Source organism: Alterinioella nitratireducens (assembly GCF_013155465.1).
Taxonomy (GTDB): Bacteria; Pseudomonadota; Alphaproteobacteria; order Rhodobacterales; family Rhodobacteraceae; genus Alterinioella; species Alterinioella nitratireducens.
The window spans coordinates 539402-559074 of the sequence record NZ_JABJVX010000001.1 but is presented as its reverse complement, the minus strand read 5'-3'; the positions used below and the strand labels follow the sequence as shown (position 1 = coordinate 559074).

Here is a 19673-nt window from a genome sequence, read left to right as displayed (position 1 = left end):
CAGAGGGCGGGGCCCCCTGTCGTCTGGGCGTCTTTTACTGGATTTCGGCGGCGGGTCAAGTGGGGTTGTTTTGCAAAATTCGTTGGTTTTCAATGCGTTGCGATTGCGGTATTATTTTACCCCATCAGAAATGGCCCCTTATTGCCGCAGCAGGGTCGATTGCACCGCATCCGCCTCGGCCCAGGCCAGCATCGCGTCGCGCAACCCCGCCTGGATCCGCGCCCGCCACGCGGCGTCGCGCAGGTTGTCGAGGTCATCCGAATCCGAGAGGAAGCCAAGCTCCAGCAGCACCGAAGGAATGTCGGCGGCCTTCAGGACAGAAAACCCGGCCTCCAGCCGCGGATGGCTGTACAGGGGCGCCCCGGCTGTGCCGAGACCCGCCACGATCTGGTCGGCAAGCGCGACCGATCTCGGCGCGGTCTCCGTCCGGGCCAGGTCGATGAGGACGCCCGCGACCTCGTCGTCATTGCCCGCCAGGTCGACGCCCGCCAGCAGGTCGGCGCGGTCATGCGCCTCGGCCAGCGCGGCGGAGGCCTCGTCGCTGGCCGTGTCGGAGAGGGTATAGACGGTGGCCCCGCTGGCGCGCCCTTCGGCCAGCGCGTCGGCATGCAGCGACAGGAAGATGTCGGCCCCGGCGCGGCGCGCGATGGTGACGCGCTCGGGCAGCGACACGAACCAGTCGCCTTCGCGCGTCAGAACCACGTCGAACCGGCCCGATCGCAGCAGCACCTCGCGCAGTTCCAGCGCGAAGATCAGCATCAGCTCGGCCTCGTCCCCGCCATCGCGCTGCGCGCCGGGGTCGACACCGCCATGGCCGGGGTCGAGTGCGACCATGATCAGATCGCCCGCCGTGGACGGCGCGGGGGCAGACAGAACCGCCTCGGGCAGGTTGAGCCCCGCGGGCGGTCCGGCGGCGGCGGCAAAGCCCGCGCGGTCGGTCGGATCGAGTTGCAGCCGGACGATGGCAGTGCCGTCCTGCGCGTTGGTGACCATGCCCGCGCGGGTGACGGCCATGGGCGCGGCCAGGGTCAGGACCATCCGCGACCACCCTGCCCCGGCGCCGCCCGTGGCCACGCCGGTGACGGCCTCGGACGCATCGAGCCCATCGGCCAGATCGCCCCAGGCGACCTCGCGGAAATCCAGCACCACGCGGTCCGGCCCCTCCAGCGTGAAGACGCGGTAGGGGACAGCTTGCGTCAGCGCCAGCACCAGTTCCGCGCCATCGCCCTGGTCGATCAGGTGGCTTTGTGCGGCCTCGACCCGCGCCACGGCACGAAAATCCTGCGCCAGGGCGGGCAGGCCGAGAAGAAGTGTCAGGAATAGCGTCGCAACTGCCCGCATCATCGGTCTTCCGCCGAGAATTTCATTGCCGCTGTCATAGCAGAGCGTCCCGCCAATCCCAAGGCTTTGCAGCCCCGCATCGTCGGCAATTTTCACGGGCATGCCCGCCCCCCGCCCGATGCGCGCCCGATTTGGCCCGCAGGCTGCACCCGGAGATTTCCATCACCCCGAGTTGCCCTATGCTGCGTTTCCTGTTTCGCGATATTCCCTACCGGATCCATATCCGCCGCCGGTTGATCCTGACCTCGCTGGCGCTTGTCGGACTTGGCGCCGCGGGCGCGCAACTGGTCGATCCCGCAAGAAACCCCTTCGCCGATCCGCAGGCCCTGCTGGCGCTGCTCTGGGTCTGGGGGGCGGTTCTGGTGCTGAATGCGGTGATCTTTCCGGCTGGCTGGATCGACGCGCTTCTCGGCTCACTGGCGCTGGCGATCCTGATCGTGCCGAGCCCGCTTTTCCTCGACGACCTCGCGGAGGCAAGCAAGGGCGCGCAGCCGATGTCACCCCTTGCGGCCCTCCTCAGTGCAATGGCCATCTGGTACGCGCTGTTCTGTGTTCTCGTGCTTGTGTTCTGCAAACTGGGGTCGAAGGTCAAGATGGGCCAGCGCAGACAGCAGGACAGCTTCCAGTCGACGCTCCCGCCCGAGGCGCTGCGTCGGGCCCTCTCCGTCTCTCCCAACCTCGACAACGGCGTGCGCCGCTGCGGCCCGGTCGACTGGACGGGGTGGTTTCCGGTCTCCTTCACGGCGGTCGAACCCGATCCCGACGGGTTCCGGCTCAGCGAAAACACCCATCGCTACAAGGCCAGGATCTTGCGGGACGAGGCCGTTTACAAGCTCGTCGAATACCAGATGGAGATCGAGGGGCGCACCAGCACGGGCCGGGTCGAGGAATGGTTCGAGCCTGACGGGACCGGCACACGCTACCGGATGCAGGAGACCCATGACCATTTCGACCTGCCGACCGCCCTGTCCTACTGGCTGTGCGATTTCGGCGCCGATCACACCCGCGCCCTGCTGGATGCCGCCCGGGGCCGCGCCTCGCCCGCGATCTTCACCAAGCCGCAGCGCACCGCGACGACCTCGCTGGCGCGGCTCTTCAGCTGGCGGCGCGCGCCGACATGAAGTCTTGCAGCCGCGCCAGCCCCTCCTCGATCTCGGCACTCGCGCGGGCATAGGAAAAGCGCAGCCAATGCGCGCCCCGGACGGGATCGAAATCCAGCCCCGGCGTGACCGCGACGCCGGCCTTGTCCAGGATCTCGGCAGCGAAGGCGAGGCTGTCATCTGTGTGCGCGGAGGCATCGGCATAGACGTAGAACGCCCCGTCGGCGGGCGCGACGTGATCGAAACCCGCCTTGGCAAGCCCCGCCAGCATCAGCGCCCGGTTGGCCGCGTAGATCTCGCGGTGGCGGTCCAGCTCGGTGCGGCCCTCGGGGCTGAGCGCGCCAAGCGCCGCGACCTGCGCGGCATGGGGCGGGCAGATGAAGAGGTTCTGCGCCAGCCGCTCCACCGTGCGGATGTGCTCCTCGGGCACGACCAGCCAGCCGAGCCGCCAGCCGGTCATCGAGAAATACTTGGAGAAGGAGTTGACCACATAGAGGTCATCGGAACATTCCAGCGCCGACACGGCCCGGTCGCGATATTGCAGCCCGTGGTAAATCTCGTCCGATATCAACGAGATACCGCGCGACGTTGACGCATCTACCAATGCGCCCATCGCCGCCTTGTCCAGCATGGTGCCGGAAGGATTGGCCGGTGAGGCCACGATCAGCCCGGCCATGTCGTCGGTCAAATCGTCAGGCGTGGGTTGAAACCGGGAGGTTTCATAGGTCTGGAACCCCACCGGCGTGAGCGACATGGCGCGCAGGATCTGGCGGTAGCTGGGATAGCAGGGCTCGCCCAACCCCACCTTGTCGCCTGCATCGAAGAGCGCCGAGAAGGCCAGGATGAACGCCCCGGAGGCCCCTGCCGTCACCACAACGCGGGCCGGGTCGAGGTCGATCCCATACCATTCGGCATAGAGCGCCGCGATGCCTGCGCGCAGATCGGGGCGGCCAAGCGCCACCGTGTAGCCAAGCGGCCCCGCCTCCATCTCGGCGGCCAACCGCTCGCGGGCGGCCCCGGGCGCGCCGGTGCCGGGCTGGCCGACCTCCATGTGGATGATGTGGCGGCCTGCCTCTTCGGCGGCACGGGCAGCCTCCATCACGTCCATCACGATGAAGGGATCGACCTGCGATCTGGTTGAAACGCGCATCGTTTTCTCCTTGGTTCCGGGCGAGTTGAACCAGCCCAACCGCTCGGCGTCAATGCGCCTGATCCGCGCTCTGCCCAATGCCGAGGACGCCCTGGTTCTGGTCCGGCAGGGCGACCAGCCGCCCAAACAAAAAGCGCCCCCGACCATCTGGCCGGGGGCGCTTTTTTTCGTGTCTTGTGACGATGTCAGCCGAGCGACCACCAGCCGCGCTTCTTCGGGCGGTCGGGATCGTCCGCCGGGGTCTCTTCGGCCATGGCGGGCTCGGGCGTGCGCTCGGGTTCCGGTTCGGGCTGCTCCGGGGTCTCCTCGGCGCCTTGCGCCTCCTCGACCGGGGCGGCCTCCTCGGGCACAGGCTGCGGAGCCTCTTCGGCCGCGGTCTCGGCGGGGGCCTCTTCGGGCTGCGCCTCCTCGGCGGCAGGCGCTTGCGCCTCCTCGGGCTGCGCCTCCTCGGCGGGGGCTTCCTCGACCGGTTTCTTCTTGGCCCGGCTGGCGCGCTTGCGCTTGGGCTTCGGGGCCTCTTCCTCGGCAGGCGTCTCCGCCACCGGTGCATCGGCGAGCGCCTCGGCCTCGGCCGCAGGGGCCTCCGTCACCTCGGCGTCGGGCTTGGCCGCGTCATCGGATGTCGCCGCCTCCGCGGTGCCGTTATCCCCATTGCCATTCTCGGTATTGCCATTCTCGCCATTGCCGGTGTCGGATTTCCGGCGACCGCGTCCGCCCCGTCTGCGGCGGCGCTTTTTCTTGGGGGCCTCCTCACCGGCGTTGGCGGCAATCTCGGCAGGCGAGTCCACGACCGGAGCGCTGTCCTCGTCGGAGGCCTCGTTTGCGACCTCCTCCATCAGCGCGCTGTCCATCGAGATCACGGGGGCCTCGGCCGGCACACGCCGGGTGGCGGTCTTGAACTTCTCGATCTTGTAATCGGGCGAGACCAGCATCGGATCGCCCTCGACCCGGATCGACAGGCCATAGCGCGCCTCGATCGCGGCGAGGTATTCGCGCTTGGTGTTCATGATGAAGTTCAGGATACCGATCGGCACCGTCAACAGAACCTCGCGCGAACGGCGGCGCGTGCCTTCCTCTTCCAGTTGGCGCAGGATCGACAGCGCCAGGCTGTCATCCGAGCGCACGATGCCGGTGCCGTGGCAGGCATGACAGGGCTGCGTCGTCGCCTCCAGCATGCCGGGGCGCAGACGCTGGCGGCTCATCTCCAGCAGGCCGAAGCCCGAGATACGGCCGACCTGGATCCGCGCGCGGTCCGATTTCAGCTTGTCCTTCAGGCGTTTCTCGACGGCGGCATTGTTGCGCCGCTCGTCCATGTCGATGTAGTCGATCACGATCAGACCGGCGAGGTCGCGCAGGCGCAACTGGCGGGCGATCTCATCCGACGCCTCCAGATTGGTCTTCGTCGCGGTATCCTCGATCGAGCCTTCCTTGGTGGAACGACCGGAGTTCACGTCGATGGCGATCAGCGCCTCAGTGACGCCGATGACGATGTAACCGCCCGATTTCAGCTGCACCGTGGGGTTGAACATGTCGGCCAGGTAGCCCTCAACCTGGTGGCGCGCGAAGAGCGGCATCTGGTCGGTATACTGCTTCACGTTCTTGGCGTGGGACGGCATGATCATCTTCATGAAGTTCTTGGCATGGCGGTAGCCCGCCTCGCCTTCGACCAGAACCTCGTCGATGTCGCGGTTGTAGAGGTCGCGGATCGAGCGGTGGATCAGGTCGCCTTCCTGGTAGATCGCCGCGGGCGCGATGGATTTCAGCGTCAGGTCGCGGACCTGTTCCCATTGCCGTTGCAGGTATTCATAGTCGCGCTTGATCTCGGTCTTGGTGCGTTTCGCCCCCGCCGTGCGGATGATGAGGCCCGCGCCCTGCGGCACCTCCAGCGAATTGGCGATATCCTTCAGCTTCTTGCGATCCGCCGCAGTGGTGATCTTGCGGGAGATGCCGCCGCCGCGCGCGGTGTTGGGCATCAGGACGCAGTAACGCCCGGCCAGGCTGAGATAGGTGGTCAGCGCCGCGCCCTTGTTGCCGCGTTCTTCCTTGACGACCTGCACCAGCATGACCTGGCGGACCTTCACGACCTCCTGGATCTTGTAGCGGCGCGGGCGCGGTTTGCGCACCGGGCGGATATCCTCCTGGTCGTCATCATCGGCGACGGTCGAGATATTGGGATCCTTCGCCTCGTCGGCGGGCTTGGCGGTGTCGTCGCCGTTATCATCGCTCTCGTCGCCGATCAGCTCGGGGCCGCCCTCATCCGCGTCCAGATCGACCACGTCCATCGAGGAGGGTGTGGCGGATGCGTCCTCGGCGTCGCCGCTGGTGACGGCGTCGTCATTGCTGTCGGCGGCGACGGTTTCATTCGCCGTCCCGGCCTGCGCATCCGCGGGTTTCTTGCGGCGGCGGCGGCTGCGTTTGGGCTTGGCGTCGGCATCGGCCTCGGCCGCGGCCTGCGCCTCGGCATAGGCGCGTTCCTCGGCCAGGAGCGCCTCACGGTCGGCGGTCGGGATCTGGTAGTAATCGGGGTGAATCTCGGAAAAGGCGAGGAACCCGTGGCGATTGCCGCCGTAATCCACGAAGGCGGCCTGCAACGAGGGTTCGACCCGCGTGATCTTCGCCAGATAGATATTTCCTGCCAGTTGCCGCTTGTTCAGCGACTCAAAGTCGAATTCCTCAACCTTATTCCCGTCGGCCACGACGACGCGGGTTTCTTCCGCGTGCGTGGCGTCGATAAGCATTTTCTTTGCCATGTGTTCCTTGCGCATGGAGCCACGCTACCGTGCCCCGGGGGGCCGGCATCCGTTGTTCCATGTTGTCCTGAAATGGCGATGGCGGGGGCGCAGTCGGACAGGATGCGGGCCAAGAACCCGTCATGCCATCCCTCAATCCTGCGCTCGCGTTGCATCGCGGTTTATCTCCGATGGCGGGGTGTCGTGCCCACCATCCGTTTGCAAGCCCCGGCCCTGCCGGGACAATCCTGTCGGGCCCGGTCGATTGCGGGGGCCCTCGTGACCTTCCCGAAATCCGCGCCGCGTCGTCTTGGGACGCGCGCCGGAAGACGGTTCGGAAATCTGTTGATGCGGTCCGGGCGTCCGGCCCATTGCCGCGTCTACAACATTAAGGGCAAGTTCGGGGCGATTACAATGGCAATTCGACACCAGACCCCGTTGCACCGGCCCACGATCATGGCGCCGTTGGGGGCGTTGCCCCCGCCGCCCTATGGGCGCCTCCCCCAGGATATTTTCGGAACAAAGAAGCCGTTAAGGTTAACCGCCGCCGCCGTTAACCGGAACGCAACATTTCATACCTATACCAAAGGCACGGTACAGGCGGGGACGCCGATGACCGTGAACGAAGAAGACCCCTGATGCGGGCGCTGGCCCGGATCAGGGGTTGTTCCGCCCCTTTTCTTTGTTCTCAAAATATCCTCGCCGAAGGCTCCCGTCCCCCGCGTCAGACGCGACGCTTCAAAGATAATCCGAACGGCTGAGCCCGTATTTCGCCATCTTCTCGTTCAGGGTCCGGCGCGGCAGGCTAAGCTCCTCCATCACATTGGCGATGGAGCCACGGTGCCGCCGCATGGTGTTGTCGATCAGCATCCGCTCGAACGCCTCGACATATTCCTTGAGCGGCTTGCCCTCGCCGACCTGTTGCTGGCCCACCTCCTCGCCATCGTTCATCAGAAGCGAGGCGATCGAGCCCGAGCCGCGCCTCTGTTGCAGGATGGCGCGTTCGGCGATGTTGATCAGTTGGCGCACATTGCCGGGCCAGGGGGCCTGCAGGAGCTGCGCGGCCTCCTGCGCGGTGACCTGCGGGGCCTCGGTGCCGTATTCCTCGGCGAACTGTTCCCCGAAACGGTTGAAGAGGGTCAGGATATCCTCGCCGCGCGCGCGCAGCGGTGGCAGGTCGATGCGCATCGCGGCCAGGCGATAGAAGAGATCGGGGCGCAGGCTGGCCTCGCAGCTTTCGGGTTCCGCCGCGTTGCAGATCGCCACGACGCGGGTCTCGGCCGGGTTGCCCATGTCGTTGATCAGCGTCAGCAGGCGCGCCTGCAACGCCTGCGGCAGCGCCTCGACCCCCTCCAGCAGCAGCGAGCCGCCGCGCGCCTGTTCGACCAACGGCAGATCCTGCCCCTCGCCCACCGGCCCGAACAGCATGGCGGACAGTGCGCTTTCCTCATGCGCGGCGCAGGCCACCGAGACCAGCGGCTTGCCCGCGCGCGGCCCCACCGCGTGCAGCGCATGGGCCACCAGCGATTTGCCGGTCCCGGTCTCGCCGGTGATCAGTACATGGCCATCGGCCTGGCCGAGGTCCAGGATATCCTCGCGCAGCCGCTCCATCACCGGCGAGGAGCCTATCAGCTTGCGCATCAGCACGGTGCCATCGCTGAGCTCGCGGCGCAGCGCGCGGTTGTCCAGCGTCAGACGCCGTGTCTGGCCGGCGCGCTTGGCAAGCTCGGTCATGCGGTCGGGATTGAACGGCTTTTCCAGGAAGTCATAGGCCCCGAGGCGCATCGCCTCGACCGCCATCGGCACGTCGCCATGACCTGTGATCATGATCACGGGCAGGCTGCTATCCATCCCCATCAACCGCTTGAGGAAAGCGATCCCGTCCATTCCGGGCATCTTGATGTCGCTGACGACGACGCCGGAATAATCCGGCCCGATCTGCTTGAGCGCCTCTTCCGCGCTGGCATAGGTCTCGGTCTCGAAGCCGCTGAGGGCCAGCCATTGGCTGATCGACTGGCGCATGTCCTGCTCGTCGTCGATGATCGCGATTCTCATGGTCTTTTCCCTACCTGCTCATTGCGCCGCGGCCTGGCTCTGATCGGCGCGCGGCAGGCGGACCTCGAACACCGCGCCGCCATCCTCGCCGTTGCGCGCCGTCAGCCGTCCGCCCAGATCCTTCACGATGCCCGAGGATATCGCGAGGCCGAGCCCCACGCCATCACCGGGTTTCTTGGTCGTGTAGAAGGGCTCGAACAGCGCGTCCAGATCGTCAATGCCGCGCCCGTTGTCGCGCACCGTCAAAACCACCTCGTCGCCCTCGGCGATGATCAGGTCCAGTTCGCGATGCGCCTCGCCCTTCATCGCATCCAGCGCATTGCGCAACAGGTTGATGATCACCTGTTCCAGCCGCAGCCGGTCGGCCAGCACCATCACGGGTTCTCGCGGCATGGTCTGGGTGATCTCGACCGTCATCTGGCGCAGTTGCGGCTCCATCATGGTCAGCGACGCGGCGAGAGAGTCGCGCAGATCGACGGGCGCAAACGCCTCGGCCCCCTTTCTTGCATAGGATTTGAGCTGCCGCGTGATCGCGTTCATCCGGTCAAGAAGGTCGTCGATGCGCTGGAACGAGGACAGCGCCTCCTCGGGCCGTCTGCGTTGCAAGAGCAGCCGCGCGCCCGCCAGGTAGGTTTTCATCGCGGCCAGCGGCTGGTTCAACTCGTGGCTGACGGCGGCCGACATCTCGCCCATCGCGGCCAGTTTGGAGCTTTGCGCCAGGCTCGCCTCGGCCTCCTCCAGCGTCTTCTCAACCCGTTGACGTTCGGCGATTTCCCGCTGCAAGCGATTGTTGAGGCGGCGAAGCTCCGCCGATTCGCGCTGGAAGATCACCGTCTGCATCCGCGCCCGGCGGCTCAACACATAGAAGGCGCCCGCCAGAGCCAACGCGAATCCCATGATCTCCAGCGCCAGCACCCCGTTGACGCGTTCGCGCACCGAGGCGAAGGCGGTGAACGAGACCAGTTTCCAGCCTCGAAACGGAATCCGGCTTTCCAGCCGCAGCGTCGAATTGCCGGAAAAGAACGGCCCCGGCGTGGTGAAGGCCCAATCCCCCGTCGCCTCGATCACGCGCTGGATGGCCGAGGGGGGCGATTGCACGGCCATCGCGCCCTCCTCCTCCAGCCCGCGCCAGCGCGGTTCGGTGGACAGGATGATGGTGCCTTCCGAATTGGCCACGAAGACCGCTTCGGAGGTGCCGCGCCAGCGATCCTCCAGGCGGCCCAGATCGACCTTGACCAGGATCACGCCGACCAGTTGATTGTCGGCCTCGATGCGGCGCGCGAAGGTGAACTCGAAGGCGCCGGTCTCCAGCTCGCTGGTGGTGAAGACCGTGTCATTGGTGCGCAGCGCCTGCACGAAATAAGGCTCGTTGCGGTGCAATTCGCCAATCTGGGGCCGGTCGGTTGCGGCCACCACGCGCCCCTCGCGATCCAGCAGCGTCAGGGACGCGGCCCCGATCTCCTCGCGGTAGGAAATCAGTTGCTGCGAGGTGCGGCTGAAATCCCCGATGGCCAGCGCGCGGGTCAGCGTCGGATCGCGCGACAAGAGCAGCGGCACCACCGAATTTCGCTGCAATTCCGAGATGATGGAGCCGGAATAGAGCGCCAGGCGCAGTTCCGCCCGGTTGCGGGTGCTTTCGGTGAACCGCTCGGTCAGCCAGATGTTCGAGACCCAGACGACCCCGCCCGCGATGGCCAGGAACAATACCATGACCCCACGCAAAATCCATGCGCGCCGCCCTGTCGAGGATCGCGGGGCAACGATGGGGCCAGACGGCTGGTTCATGGCGTGATGTTAGTGGCTTGGCCCATCCGGCTCAAGCCCGTCAGGCATCGGCCAGCGCATCGACCAATCCGGCAAAAAGCGCCCGCCCGTCGGTGCCGCCGACGCGGGCGTCAACCACACGCTCGGGGTGCGGCATCATCCCCAGCACGCGCCGGTTTTCCGACAGGATCCCGGCGATATCATCAACCGATCCGTTGGGATTGGCCCGGTAGCGGAAGGCCACGCGGCCCTGGTCCTTGAGCGCGGCCAGCCCCTCGGCGTCGATCACGTAATTGCCGTCATGATGGGCCAGCGGGATGGAGATCTCGGCGCCTTCGCCATAGCCACGGGTAAAGACGCTGTCGCCGGTCGCGACCGTCAGGGTTTGCATCTTGCAGGTGAATTTCAGCCCCGCATTGCGCATCAGCGCACCGGGCAGGAGGCCGGTTTCGCACAGCACCTGGAAGCCGTTGCAGATGCCGATCGCATAGCCGCCCCGGTGCACGTGATCCGCGACCGCCTTCATGACGGGCGAGCGCCCCGCGATGGCCCCGCAGCGCAGGTAATCGCCGAAGGAAAACCCGCCGGGAATACCGATGATATCGACGCCTTCGGGCAGCGTGCTGTCCTTGTGCCAGACCTCGGTTACTCCGCATCCGGCGGCGCGGAAGGCATCGCTCAGGTCACGGTCGCAATTGGAGCCGGGAAAGGTGATGACGGCGGCTTTCATGGGGCGGGATCCTTGTCTAGCGGGTGAAATCCGTGATGACGGCAATCCCCGGCGGGGCGGGGCCGTCGAAGGCGGCCAGTTCGGTTGTGACATCCGACAGCGTGACACGCCGCGCGATCATCGGTGACAGGTCCAGTCCGCCCGAGATCAGCGACAGCAGGGACGGATAGCGCCAGGCGGGCATGCCGCGCGTGCCATAGATGGCCAACTGGCCGGAATAGACCACGTCCCAGGGCAGCCTCATCGCGGCGTGGTCGCCCGCAGGCATCCCGACCTGCACCATGCGGCCCAGTTTGCGAAGGCATTTCAAAGCGTTGATCGTGGTGGGTGCAATGCCGAGCGCCTCGACAGCCAGATCGGCCCCGCCACCCGTGATCTCGCGGACCTCCCCCACCGGATCGGCCCCGCCCGCGTTCACGGCGGCATCAATGCCCAGGCTCAGCGCGTGGTCCAGCTTCTCCTGCACCAGGTCGGCCACCACCACCCGCGCGCCTAGGGCCTTGCCGATCAGCGCCGCCGCCAGCCCCACGCCGCCCGCGCCCCAGACGGCCAGCCATTCGCCGGGCCGCAGGGCCGCGCGCCCCGTCAGCGCGTGCCAGGCCGTCGTGACCCGGCAGCCGAGGGCCGCGGCAAGCGCGGGATCCATCCCCTCGGGCAGCGCGGTCAGGTTCACATCGGCGCGCGGCACGGCGATCTGCTCGGCAAAGGCCCCCGGCGCGGTGAACCCCGGCACCACCTGATCGGCGCAGATCGTCTGATTGCCCGCCTGGCAATCGGCACAGCCGCCGCAGGCCAGGATGAACGGCGCGATGACCCGGTCGCCCACCCGCCAGCGCGTCACATCCGCGCCCACGGCGCGCACGACACCGCAATATTCATGGCCGCCCACCTGCGGCAGGGACACATCCGGATCGGCCCCGACCCAGACATGCCAGTCCGAGCGGCAGATGCCGCAGGCCAGAACCTCCAGCACCACGCCATCGCGCGGGCAGTCGGGATCGGGCAGATCACTGATCTCCAGGTCCGACCGATAACCTGTCAAAAGCGCCGCCTTCATCGCGGACCTCAGCCCATCTCGATGCGGTAGCTTTCGATCACCGTGTTGGCGAGCAGCTTCTCGCACATCTCGGTCACCTCGGCCTCCGACGTTCCCTCGGCCAGGTCCAGCGCGATCACCTTGCCCTGGCGCACGCCCTCGACGCCGTCAAATCCGAGGCTGCCAAGCGCGTGGCGCACCGCCTCGCCTTGCGGGTCCAGAACCCCCTGTTTCAGCATCACGGTCACGGTCGCACGCATCACCCTGCCCCCATCTTCTTGGTCCAAATACTCAAAATCCCCCGCCAAACCCCGGGCGCGGAGCTTCAGTTGATCAGCGTCGGCTTCGTCACCGGGCCGTTATTCGTGGGCAGCACGCCCAACCGCCGCGCCACTTCCGTGTAGGCGTCGGCCAGGTCGCCCAGGTCGCGGCGGAACACGTCCTTGTCCAGCTTGCGGCCCGTCTCGATATCCCACAGGCGGCAGCTGTCGGGGCTGATCTCGTCGGCCACGATGAGGCGCATGAAATCGCCGTCATAGACGCGGCCGACCTCGATCTTGAAATCGACCAGCCTGATGCCCACGCCCAACATCAGCCCGGACATGAAATCGTTGACCCTGAGCGCCAGCGCCACGATGTCGTCAAGGTCCTGCTGGCTCGCCCATCCGAAGGCGATGATATATTCCTCGGGCACCAGCGGGTCGCCCAGGTCGTCGTTCTTGTAGGAAAACTCGATGATCGGGCGCGGCAGTTGCGTGCCCTCCTCCAGCCCCAGGCGCTTGGCCATGGACCCGGCGGCAAAGTTGCGCACGATGACCTCCAGCGGGATGATCTCGACCGCGCGGATCAGTTGTTCGCGCATGTTCAGGCGGCGGATGAAATGGGTGGGCACGCCAATGTTGTTCAGCCCGGTCATGAAATATTCCGACAGGCGGTTGTTCAGCACCCCCTTGCCTTCGATCACGTCGCGCTTTTCGGCATTGAACGCGGTCGCGTCATCCTTGAAATACTGCACCAGGGTGCCGGGTTCCGGGCCTTCGTACAGGGTCTTGGCCTTGCCTTCATAGACCTTCTTGCGCCGTGCCATGTGCTGCTTACTCCGAATCCCCGAGGGTCCGCCAAGGCGGGTCATCGCGCGTATACGCCGACACTGGCGGAAAGGAAAGCGGGGGCGGGGTCTACTCCGCCGCGAAGCCCCAGAAGCCATGGCGTCCGGTGCCGACGGCGATAACACCGGCATAGGAATGAAAGCCGCTCTCGGCGCTGAGGTTCAGAAACGGTTCGTCGTTGAGCAGCAGCTCCGCCCGCCCGTCCAGGAACCGGACCGCCAGCACGTCGGTGCCATCGCCACGCCCGACGGGGTCGTCAGCGTCGGCAAAGATCGGCTCCATCCCGTCCTCATCGCGCAACAGGACCATCGGGTTGTTTTCATGATCCAGCAGGAAGGCGGCATAGGTCGAGGTCTCGACATTGAAATCGAAGATCAGTCCAGCGGCGGCCAGCCCCTGCCCGTCATCGTTGCGGACATAGATATTGGTCTGGACACGGCCGTTGCCGACATCGCCGATCACGTTGCCGCGATAATAACGGATCGCGCCGGGATCGCTCCGGTTCTCCAGCACGTACCACCCCTCCTGCTCATAGCCCTGCCAGGTGTCATCCTGGAACGGCGCCATGTCCAGCGGGGCCAGGTATTGCCCGGTGCCGATCTCCGAGAACGTGTCTTGCGCGAATGTGGCGGTTGCGCCTGCGACAAGACAGGCGGCGATGAGGGGGAAATGGCGGATCATGGGACCGTCCTGGAGCTGTGAAAACCTTGTCAATCAAAGTCCCGCCAGAGTAATGCCGGGCCCGCGATTCGATCCAGCAAGAAACCTCCGGGCCAAGTCGGCACTTGAATGCGCCCCCGCTTGCCGATTATTTGGAAGGCAACGCAGCCCATGCCCGCAAGGAGAGCCCCCAAGATGACCACCTTCGATGACCGCGAGAACGCGTTCGAGAACAAATTCGCCCATGACGCCGAAATGGTCTTCAAGGCCGAGGCGCGGCGCAACAAGCTGGTCGGTCTCTGGGCCGCCGATCTGTTGGGCAAATCCGGCGACGAGGCCAATGCCTACGCGATCGAGGTCGTGAAATCCGATTTCGAGGAAGCGGGCCACGAGGATGTCGTGCGCAAGCTCAAGGGCGATCTGGGCGACAAGGCCAGCGACGAGCAGATCCGCGCCAAGATGGCCGAGCTTCTGATCGAGGCCAAGCGCCAGATCATGAAGGAAGCCTGACCGGGCGACTGTCCCCGCAAGGTGATCGGATGCCGCCTCGGGGCGGCATTCTGCATCCCGGCCCCCGCCTCATGATCATTATGCGCAATATGAACTTGCCCCGCGCGCATTGAGCGATCACACCCGGCAGCGACGCTGCCCCAAGCAAGAAGGCCCTACTGCGCATGTCCGACCTCCTGTCCCGACTGCTCGACACCCGCGACTGGCTGATGGCCGACGGGGCCACCGGCACGACGCTGTTCAACATGGGGCTATCTTCCGGCGACTCGCCCGAGATCTGGAACACCGATCATCCCGACCGGGTGGCAACGCTCTACCAGGGCGCGGTCGATGCGGGCTCCGACATCTTCCTGACCAACAGTTTCGGCGGCACCGCCGCGCGGCTCAAGCTGCATGACGCGCAAGACAGGGTGTTCGAGCTGAACAAGGCCGCCGCCGGAATCGGGCGCGAGGTGGCCGACAAGGCCGGGCGCGACGTGGTGGTCGCGGGCTCGATGGGGCCCACCGGCGAGATCATGGAGCCGATGGGCAGCCTGACCTATAAGGGCGCGGTCGAGATGTTCCACGAACAGGCCGAGGGGCTGAAGGCGGGCGGGGCCGATGTGCTCTGGGTCGAGACGATCTCGGCCGCCGAGGAATACAAGGCCGCCGCCGAGGCCGCGCGCCTGGCCGAGATGCCCTGGTGCGGCACGATGAGCTTCGACACGGCGGGCCGCACCATGATGGGGCTGACCTCGGCCGATATGGCGACGATGGTGGACGGGCTGGCGCATAAGCCGCTGGCCTATGGCGCGAATTGCGGGGTCGGCGCGTCGGACCTGTTGCGCACCGCGCTCGGTTTTCGCGCCTCGGGCGTCGAGATCCCGATCATCGCCAAGGGCAATGCGGGCATTCCGAAATATGTCGATGGCCACATCCACTATGACGGCACGCCCGATCTGATGGCGCAATACGCGGTGCTGGCCCGCGATTGCGGCGCGCGCATCATCGGCGGCTGCTGCGGCACCCAGACCGAGCATCTGCGCCGGATGCGCAAGGCGCTGGAAGACACGCCCCCCGGCCCCGCCCCGACCCTGGACAAGATCGCGGCAACGCTTGGCGCGTTTTCCTCCGACAGCGACGGCACCGACGGGGCAGGCCCGACCCGCGCCCGGACCAGCCGCCGCCGCGCGCGGGGCTGAGAGATTCACCGGATATTGACCGAGGCGACGGCAATGTTGCCCTCATGCGAGACATATTTGCCCCACCTCCGCGCCGCTCGAAACCCGATGTCATCGACCCCGAGATCTGGGTTACGCATCTTTTCTCGTCCCGCGCCGCCGCGGAAGGCGGTGTCGTGCGCCGCAAGGCCCGCGATGTGGAGCGGATCGTCGGGTGGGAGGTGTTCACCAGCGAGATCAAGCGGCGCGGCTACCGCGCGGTTCTCAATGGCGGGCAGGTGGTCGTCTTCTGCAACGCCGAACCCGTGCGCATCCTCGAATGACGGGGGCCTGACTTTTCGAAAAGGCAGGCCAAGGCCTTCGAAGGCCTTGAGCCCCCCACCAACGCGCGCAATCCGATCTCTTCGAAGAGATCGGCAAGAGCCTTCGAAGGCTCTTGCCCCACCCTCAGAACAGGCTCAACTGATCGCCACGCACCAGCGGCACCGCGAACAAGTCGCATCTGAGCGGCGGCAGTTCCTTTGCCAGCCCATGCGCCCGACGCGCCCGCGCGAACCGCTTTTGCAGCAGGTCTGCATAGACGCCGGTCCCCGTCATCCGCGTGCCGTATTCGCTGCTGTATGCCTTGCCGCCCTGCATCTCGCGCACCCGCGCCATGACGCGGCCCGCGCGGTCCGGCATATGCGTCTCCAGCCACTCGCGGAACAGTGGCCCGACCTCGAGCGGCAGGCGCAGCGTGATCATGCTGGCCGCCCTCGCCCCCGCCTCGGCGCCGGCCTGCACCAGCCGCTCGATCTCGTGATCGGTCAGGCCGGGGATGATCGGCGAGGCCATGAGCCGGACCGGAATCCCCGCTGCCGCCAGCCGCTCGATCACCTTGAGGCGACGCGCGGGCGCGGGCACGCGCGGCTCCATCCTGCGCGACAAATCGGGGTCCAGCGTCGTGACCGAGATGCCGACCTTGGCCAGCCCGTCGGCGGCCATTTCCGCCAGCAACCCGATATCGCGCTCGACCAAAACGCCCTTGGTGACGATGCCGACCGGATGGCGGAACTCCTGCAACACCTCCAGGATGCCGCGCATGACGCCCAGATTGCGCTCGATCGGCTGATAGGGGTCGGTATTGGTGCCGATGGCGATCGGCGCGACCTTGTAGCCAGGCCGCGACAGCTCCTGCCGGAGCACCTCGGGTGCCTCGGGCCGCGCCACCAGTCGCGTCTCGAAATCCAGCCCCGGCGACAGCCCCAGATAGGCATGGGTGGGCCGTGCGAAACAGTAGATGCAGCCATGTTCGCAGCCCCGGAACGGGTTGATCGAGCGGTCAAATCCCAGATCGGGCGAGGCGTTGCGCGTGATCACGCGGCGCGGCCTCTCGGCCCGTGTTTCCGTGCGCAGCGTCACCGCCTCCTCGGTCCGCGGCCAGCCGTCATCGACCGCCTCCGCCGTCAGCGGCTCGAACCGGCCCGGCGGGTTCGAACCCGCCCCGCGCCCGCGCGCTATCTTGTCGTTTCGCTGCATTGCGCCATTCTGGAACGAAACCGGAACATGTGCAAGTCAAGGTCGGTCCCGACATGAACCAAGTCGCAATCCGGCGCGTCAGGTTCGGGGCCAGACGCCAAAGATCACCCAATCGCCACCCCCATGCCGAAGCCAGGGAGTTTCCGACCCATGTCCGATGAAGATGAAATCATCCTGTCCGAGCTCGACGACGAAGAGCTTGTGCAGCAGATGTTCGACGACCTCTATGACGGCCTCAAGGAAGAGATCGAGGAAGGCGTCAACATCCTTCTGGACCGCGACTGGGAGCCCTACCGCATCCTAACCGAGGCGCTGGTCGGCGGCATGACCATCGTCGGCAAGGATTTCCGCGACGGCATCCTCTTCGTGCCCGAGGTGCTGCTGGCCGCCAACGCGATGAAGGGGGGCATGGCGATCCTCAAGCCGCTTCTGATCGAAACCGGCGCGCCGCGCGTGGGCAAGATGGTGATCGGCACCGTCAAGGGCGACATCCACGATATCGGCAAGAACCTGGTCTCGATGATGATGGAAGGCGCGGGCTTCGAGGTGGTGGACCTGGGCATCAACAACGCGGTCGAGAACTATCTCGAGGCGCTGGAGGCCGAGCAGCCCGACATCCTGGGCATGTCGGCCCTTCTGACCACGACCATGCCCTATATGAAGGTCGTGATCGACACCATGATCGAACAGGGCATCCGCGAGGACTATATCGTGCTGGTCGGCGGCGCCCCCCTGAACGAGGAATTCGGAAAGGCCATCGGCGCCGACGCCTATTGCCGCGATGCCGCCGTGGCGGTGGAGACGGCCAAGGATTACGTTGCGCGCAAGCATAACCGGATGGCCGCCGGGGCCTGAGCGCCCCTCACCTTGTTTCGGCATGGCCGGGCGGGGTAAAGGGGGTGCGTATGCCCCCCCGATCCCCGCATGGTGACCCCGGCCCCGCCACATGACCTTGAAGCTGCTCGCCCTCGCAAATCTTGCCCTGCTGGTGCTCTACCCGATCTCCTGGCAGGCGCCCTTGATGCGCGCGGGGCTGCTGCCCTTCTTCGCGCTCGACGAGATCTCGATCCTCTCCGGCATCGCGACGCTCTGGGGCGAGGATATCCTGCTGGCCAGCCTCGTCGCCCTTTTCGCCATCGCCGCCCCGATCGTGAAGACGCTCGGCCTTGTCCTGATCCATTTCGGCCAGGCCCCCTCGCGCCTGCTCACCGGTTTCACTGTGATGGGCAAGTTCGCCATGGCCGACGTGTTCCTGATCGCGCTCTATATCTTGCTGGTAAAGGGCGTCGGGCTTGGCCGGGTCGAGACCGCCTGGGGCCTCTGGCTCTTCACCGCCTGCACGCTCGTCTCGCTTGCCATCAGCCTTGCCACGGGCGCACTGGTCAAGCGCGGGCACCTGGGCTAAGCCAACGCAATGGCCAAACCCGTCACCCGTTTCATCTGCGCGAATTGCGGCACCGTTCACAGCAAATGGACAGGGCGCTGCGAGGGCTGCGGCGAATGGAATACGGTGCAGGAGGAACAGCCGCTTTCGACCGGTCCCAAGGGCCGCGGGCTTGGCGGCATGAAGGGCAAGGGCATGGCGCTGACCGACCTTGCCACGAAAGAGGCCCCGCCGCCCCGCGTCGGCTCGGGCATGGCGGAACTCGACCGCGTCCTTGGGGGCGGGCTGGTCGCGGCCTCGGCCTCCCTGGTCGGCGGCGATCCCGGTATCGGCAAATCGACGCTTCTGCTGCAAGCCGCAGCCAGTTTCGCGCGCGCAGGGCTCAAGGTGATCTATGTGTCGGGCGAAGAGGCCACCGCCCAGGTGCGGATGCGCGCGCGGCGCCTGGGTCTGGCCGATGCGTCGGTCAAACTCGCCGCCGAGACCAACCTGCGCGACATCTTGACCACGTTGGACAGGGAACAGCCCGATCTCGCCATAATCGATTCCATCCAGACCATGTGGCTGGATACGGTCGAAAGCGCGCCGGGCTCTGTCGCGCAGGTCCGCGCCTCGGCGCATGAATTGACAAGCTTTGCCAAGCGCAGCGGCACCTCGGTCATGCTGGTGGGGCACGTCACCAAGGAAGGCCAGATCGCGGGCCCCCGCGTGGTCGAGCATATGGTCGACACCGTGCTCTATTTCGAGGGCGAGCGCGGCCACCAGTTCCGCATCCTGCGCTCCGTCAAGAACCGCTTTGGCCCGGCCGATGAGATCGGCGTGTTCGAGATGACCGGCGCGGGACTGGCCGAAGTGCCGAACCCCTCGGCGCTGTTTCTTTCCGACCGCAATGAACGGGCGCCGGGATCGGTCGTCTTCGCGGGCATGGAGGGCACCCGTCCCGTGCTGGTCGAGGTGCAGGCGCTGGTCGCGCCGTCGTCGCTCAGCCAGCCGCGCCGCGCCGTCGTGGGGTGGGATGGCGGGCGGCTCTCGATGATCCTGGCGGTGCTGGAGGCACGGGTGGGCATCAGCTTTCAGGGGCTCGACGTCTACCTCAACATCGCGGGCGGCATGCGCATCTCGGAACCAGCCGCCGACCTGGCCGTTGCCGCCGCGCTGCTTTCGGCACGCGAAGACGCCGCCCTGCCCGCCACATCCGTGGTTTTTGGGGAACTTTCGCTCTCTGGCGCGCTGCGTCCGGTGGCTCAGGCCGAAAACAGGTTGAAAGAGGCCCGGAAACTTGGTTTTTCATCGGCTATCGCGCCCGAGGGATGCAAAATATCCGACGGGGCTGGTATGGATCTGAAACTGATGCCGGACCTGACCCGGTTCACTGGCGATATATTCGGCGCGGGCTGAGACCCGCCAAACAAGAACGAGAGGGCCGA

At 66.3% G+C, this 19673-nt stretch carries 18 protein-coding genes; 7 read left to right on the top strand and 11 right to left on the bottom strand.

Annotation, left to right across the window (positions count from 1 at the left end; translation table 11 throughout):
• Positions 1-138 precede the first annotated feature (138 nt).
• Positions 139-1443, bottom strand: coding sequence for an N-acetylmuramoyl-L-alanine amidase (locus HNS34_RS02825; protein WP_235952590.1), 1305 nt, complete (start codon positions 1441-1443; stop codon positions 139-141).
• A 77-nt stretch (positions 1444-1520) separates the two neighbouring features.
• Here HNS34_RS02825 and HNS34_RS02820 point away from each other — a divergent pair, with 77 nt between their 5' ends.
• A complete protein-coding gene (locus HNS34_RS02820; RefSeq protein WP_172317719.1) occupies positions 1521-2462 on the top strand; it encodes a hypothetical protein in 942 nt (313 codons plus the stop codon).
• On the opposite strand, the gene HNS34_RS02815 is transcribed toward HNS34_RS02820, so the two are convergent.
• From HNS34_RS02815 to HNS34_RS02775, 9 genes are all read right to left on the bottom strand, one after another.
• On the bottom strand, positions 2437-3591 hold the full coding sequence (locus HNS34_RS02815; protein ID WP_172317717.1) for a pyridoxal phosphate-dependent aminotransferase: 1155 nt from the start codon (positions 3589-3591) through the stop codon (positions 2437-2439). The two genes, HNS34_RS02820 and HNS34_RS02815, sit on opposite strands and share 26 nt — an antisense overlap.
• Before the next feature lie 185 nt (positions 3592-3776).
• Positions 3777-6341 (bottom strand): Rne/Rng family ribonuclease, encoded by a 2565-nt coding sequence (locus HNS34_RS02810; protein WP_172317715.1) that lies wholly within the window; start codon positions 6339-6341, stop codon positions 3777-3779.
• A gap of 717 nt (positions 6342-7058) precedes the next feature.
• Complete coding sequence (locus HNS34_RS02805; RefSeq protein ID WP_172317713.1) at positions 7059-8375, bottom strand: sigma-54-dependent transcriptional regulator; 1317 nt, start codon at positions 8373-8375, stop codon at positions 7059-7061.
• Positions 8376-8393: 18 nt separating this feature from the next.
• Positions 8394-10160 carry a sensor histidine kinase gene (locus HNS34_RS02800; RefSeq protein ID WP_172317711.1) on the bottom strand — a complete coding sequence of 589 codons (1767 nt, stop codon included), beginning with the start codon at positions 10158-10160 and terminating at the stop codon, positions 8394-8396.
• A 40-nt stretch (positions 10161-10200) separates the two neighbouring features.
• Positions 10201-10869: a phosphoribosylformylglycinamidine synthase subunit PurQ gene (gene purQ, locus HNS34_RS02795; protein ID WP_172317709.1), complete on the bottom strand. Its 669-nt coding sequence runs from the start codon at positions 10867-10869 to the stop codon at positions 10201-10203.
• A 16-nt stretch (positions 10870-10885) separates the two neighbouring features.
• Positions 10886-11926, bottom strand: a complete 1041-nt coding sequence (locus tag HNS34_RS02790; protein ID WP_172317707.1) for a zinc-binding dehydrogenase — start codon at positions 11924-11926, stop codon at positions 10886-10888.
• Between the two features lie 8 nt (positions 11927-11934).
• A complete protein-coding gene (purS, locus tag HNS34_RS02785) occupies positions 11935-12165 on the bottom strand; it encodes a phosphoribosylformylglycinamidine synthase subunit PurS (protein ID WP_172317705.1) in 231 nt (76 codons plus the stop codon).
• 65 nt (positions 12166-12230) lie between these two features.
• Positions 12231-12992, bottom strand: coding sequence for a phosphoribosylaminoimidazolesuccinocarboxamide synthase (gene purC / locus HNS34_RS02780; protein WP_172317703.1), 762 nt, complete (start codon positions 12990-12992; stop codon positions 12231-12233).
• 91 nt (positions 12993-13083) lie between these two features.
• A complete protein-coding gene (locus tag HNS34_RS02775) occupies positions 13084-13695 on the bottom strand; it encodes a hypothetical protein (protein WP_172317701.1) in 612 nt (203 codons plus the stop codon).
• A 174-nt stretch (positions 13696-13869) separates the two neighbouring features.
• Here HNS34_RS02775 and HNS34_RS02770 point away from each other — a divergent pair, with 174 nt between their 5' ends.
• From HNS34_RS02770 to HNS34_RS02760, 3 genes are all read left to right on the top strand, one after another.
• Complete coding sequence (locus tag HNS34_RS02770; RefSeq protein WP_172317699.1) at positions 13870-14184, top strand: DUF1476 domain-containing protein; 315 nt, start codon at positions 13870-13872, stop codon at positions 14182-14184.
• 164 nt (positions 14185-14348) lie between these two features.
• Entirely contained in the window at positions 14349-15365 is a 1017-nt protein-coding gene (gene bmt / locus HNS34_RS02765) for a betaine--homocysteine S-methyltransferase (RefSeq protein WP_172317697.1), read from the top strand.
• Positions 15366-15409: 44 nt separating this feature from the next.
• Positions 15410-15667: an N-(5'-phosphoribosyl)anthranilate isomerase gene (locus tag HNS34_RS02760; RefSeq protein WP_172317695.1), complete on the top strand. Its 258-nt coding sequence runs from the start codon at positions 15410-15412 to the stop codon at positions 15665-15667.
• Between the two features lie 124 nt (positions 15668-15791).
• Here HNS34_RS02760 and HNS34_RS02755 read toward each other — a convergent pair whose 3' ends face one another.
• Positions 15792-16862, bottom strand: a complete 1071-nt coding sequence (locus HNS34_RS02755) for a PA0069 family radical SAM protein (protein ID WP_172317693.1) — start codon at positions 16860-16862, stop codon at positions 15792-15794.
• A 150-nt stretch (positions 16863-17012) separates the two neighbouring features.
• Between HNS34_RS02755 and HNS34_RS02750 the strand changes: the two genes are divergently transcribed.
• The 3 genes from HNS34_RS02750 to radA all read left to right on the top strand — a co-directional run bounded on the left by HNS34_RS02750 (position 17013) and on the right by radA (position 19644).
• On the top strand, positions 17013-17717 hold the full coding sequence (locus HNS34_RS02750) for a corrinoid protein (protein WP_172317691.1): 705 nt from the start codon (positions 17013-17015) through the stop codon (positions 17715-17717).
• 91 nt (positions 17718-17808) lie between these two features.
• Positions 17809-18267, top strand: coding sequence for a paraquat-inducible protein A (locus tag HNS34_RS02745; protein ID WP_235952588.1), 459 nt, complete (start codon positions 17809-17811; stop codon positions 18265-18267).
• Positions 18268-18276: 9 nt separating this feature from the next.
• A complete protein-coding gene (gene radA, locus HNS34_RS02740; RefSeq protein WP_172317689.1) occupies positions 18277-19644 on the top strand; it encodes a DNA repair protein RadA in 1368 nt (455 codons plus the stop codon).
• Positions 19645-19673 lie beyond the last annotated feature (29 nt).

Coding starts and splice junctions, on each gene's coding strand:
- radA (WP_172317689.1), top strand. CDS start 18,277: ATGGCCAAACCCGTCACCCGTTTCATCTGCGCGAATTGCGGCACCGTT.
- HNS34_RS02810 (WP_172317715.1), bottom strand. CDS start 6,341: ATGGCAAAGAAAATGCTTATCGACGCCACGCACGCGGAAGAAACCCGC.
- HNS34_RS02755 (WP_172317693.1), bottom strand. CDS start 16,862: ATGCAGCGAAACGACAAGATAGCGCGCGGGCGCGGGGCGGGTTCGAAC.
- HNS34_RS02775 (WP_172317701.1), bottom strand. CDS start 13,695: ATGATCCGCCATTTCCCCCTCATCGCCGCCTGTCTTGTCGCAGGCGCA.
- purC (WP_172317703.1), bottom strand. CDS start 12,992: ATGGCACGGCGCAAGAAGGTCTATGAAGGCAAGGCCAAGACCCTGTAC.
- HNS34_RS02800 (WP_172317711.1), bottom strand. CDS start 10,160: ATGAACCAGCCGTCTGGCCCCATCGTTGCCCCGCGATCCTCGACAGGG.
- HNS34_RS02750 (WP_172317691.1), top strand. CDS start 17,013: ATGTCCGATGAAGATGAAATCATCCTGTCCGAGCTCGACGACGAAGAG.
- HNS34_RS02760 (WP_172317695.1), top strand. CDS start 15,410: ATGCGAGACATATTTGCCCCACCTCCGCGCCGCTCGAAACCCGATGTC.
- bmt (WP_172317697.1), top strand. CDS start 14,349: ATGTCCGACCTCCTGTCCCGACTGCTCGACACCCGCGACTGGCTGATG.
- HNS34_RS02745 (WP_235952588.1), top strand. CDS start 17,809: ATGACCTTGAAGCTGCTCGCCCTCGCAAATCTTGCCCTGCTGGTGCTC.
- HNS34_RS02820 (WP_172317719.1), top strand. CDS start 1,521: ATGCTGCGTTTCCTGTTTCGCGATATTCCCTACCGGATCCATATCCGC.
- purQ (WP_172317709.1), bottom strand. CDS start 10,869: ATGAAAGCCGCCGTCATCACCTTTCCCGGCTCCAATTGCGACCGTGAC.
- purS (WP_172317705.1), bottom strand. CDS start 12,165: ATGCGTGCGACCGTGACCGTGATGCTGAAACAGGGGGTTCTGGACCCG.
- HNS34_RS02815 (WP_172317717.1), bottom strand. CDS start 3,591: ATGCGCGTTTCAACCAGATCGCAGGTCGATCCCTTCATCGTGATGGAC.
- HNS34_RS02825 (WP_235952590.1), bottom strand. CDS start 1,443: ATGCCCGTGAAAATTGCCGACGATGCGGGGCTGCAAAGCCTTGGGATT.
- HNS34_RS02790 (WP_172317707.1), bottom strand. CDS start 11,926: ATGAAGGCGGCGCTTTTGACAGGTTATCGGTCGGACCTGGAGATCAGT.
- HNS34_RS02770 (WP_172317699.1), top strand. CDS start 13,870: ATGACCACCTTCGATGACCGCGAGAACGCGTTCGAGAACAAATTCGCC.
- HNS34_RS02805 (WP_172317713.1), bottom strand. CDS start 8,375: ATGAGAATCGCGATCATCGACGACGAGCAGGACATGCGCCAGTCGATC.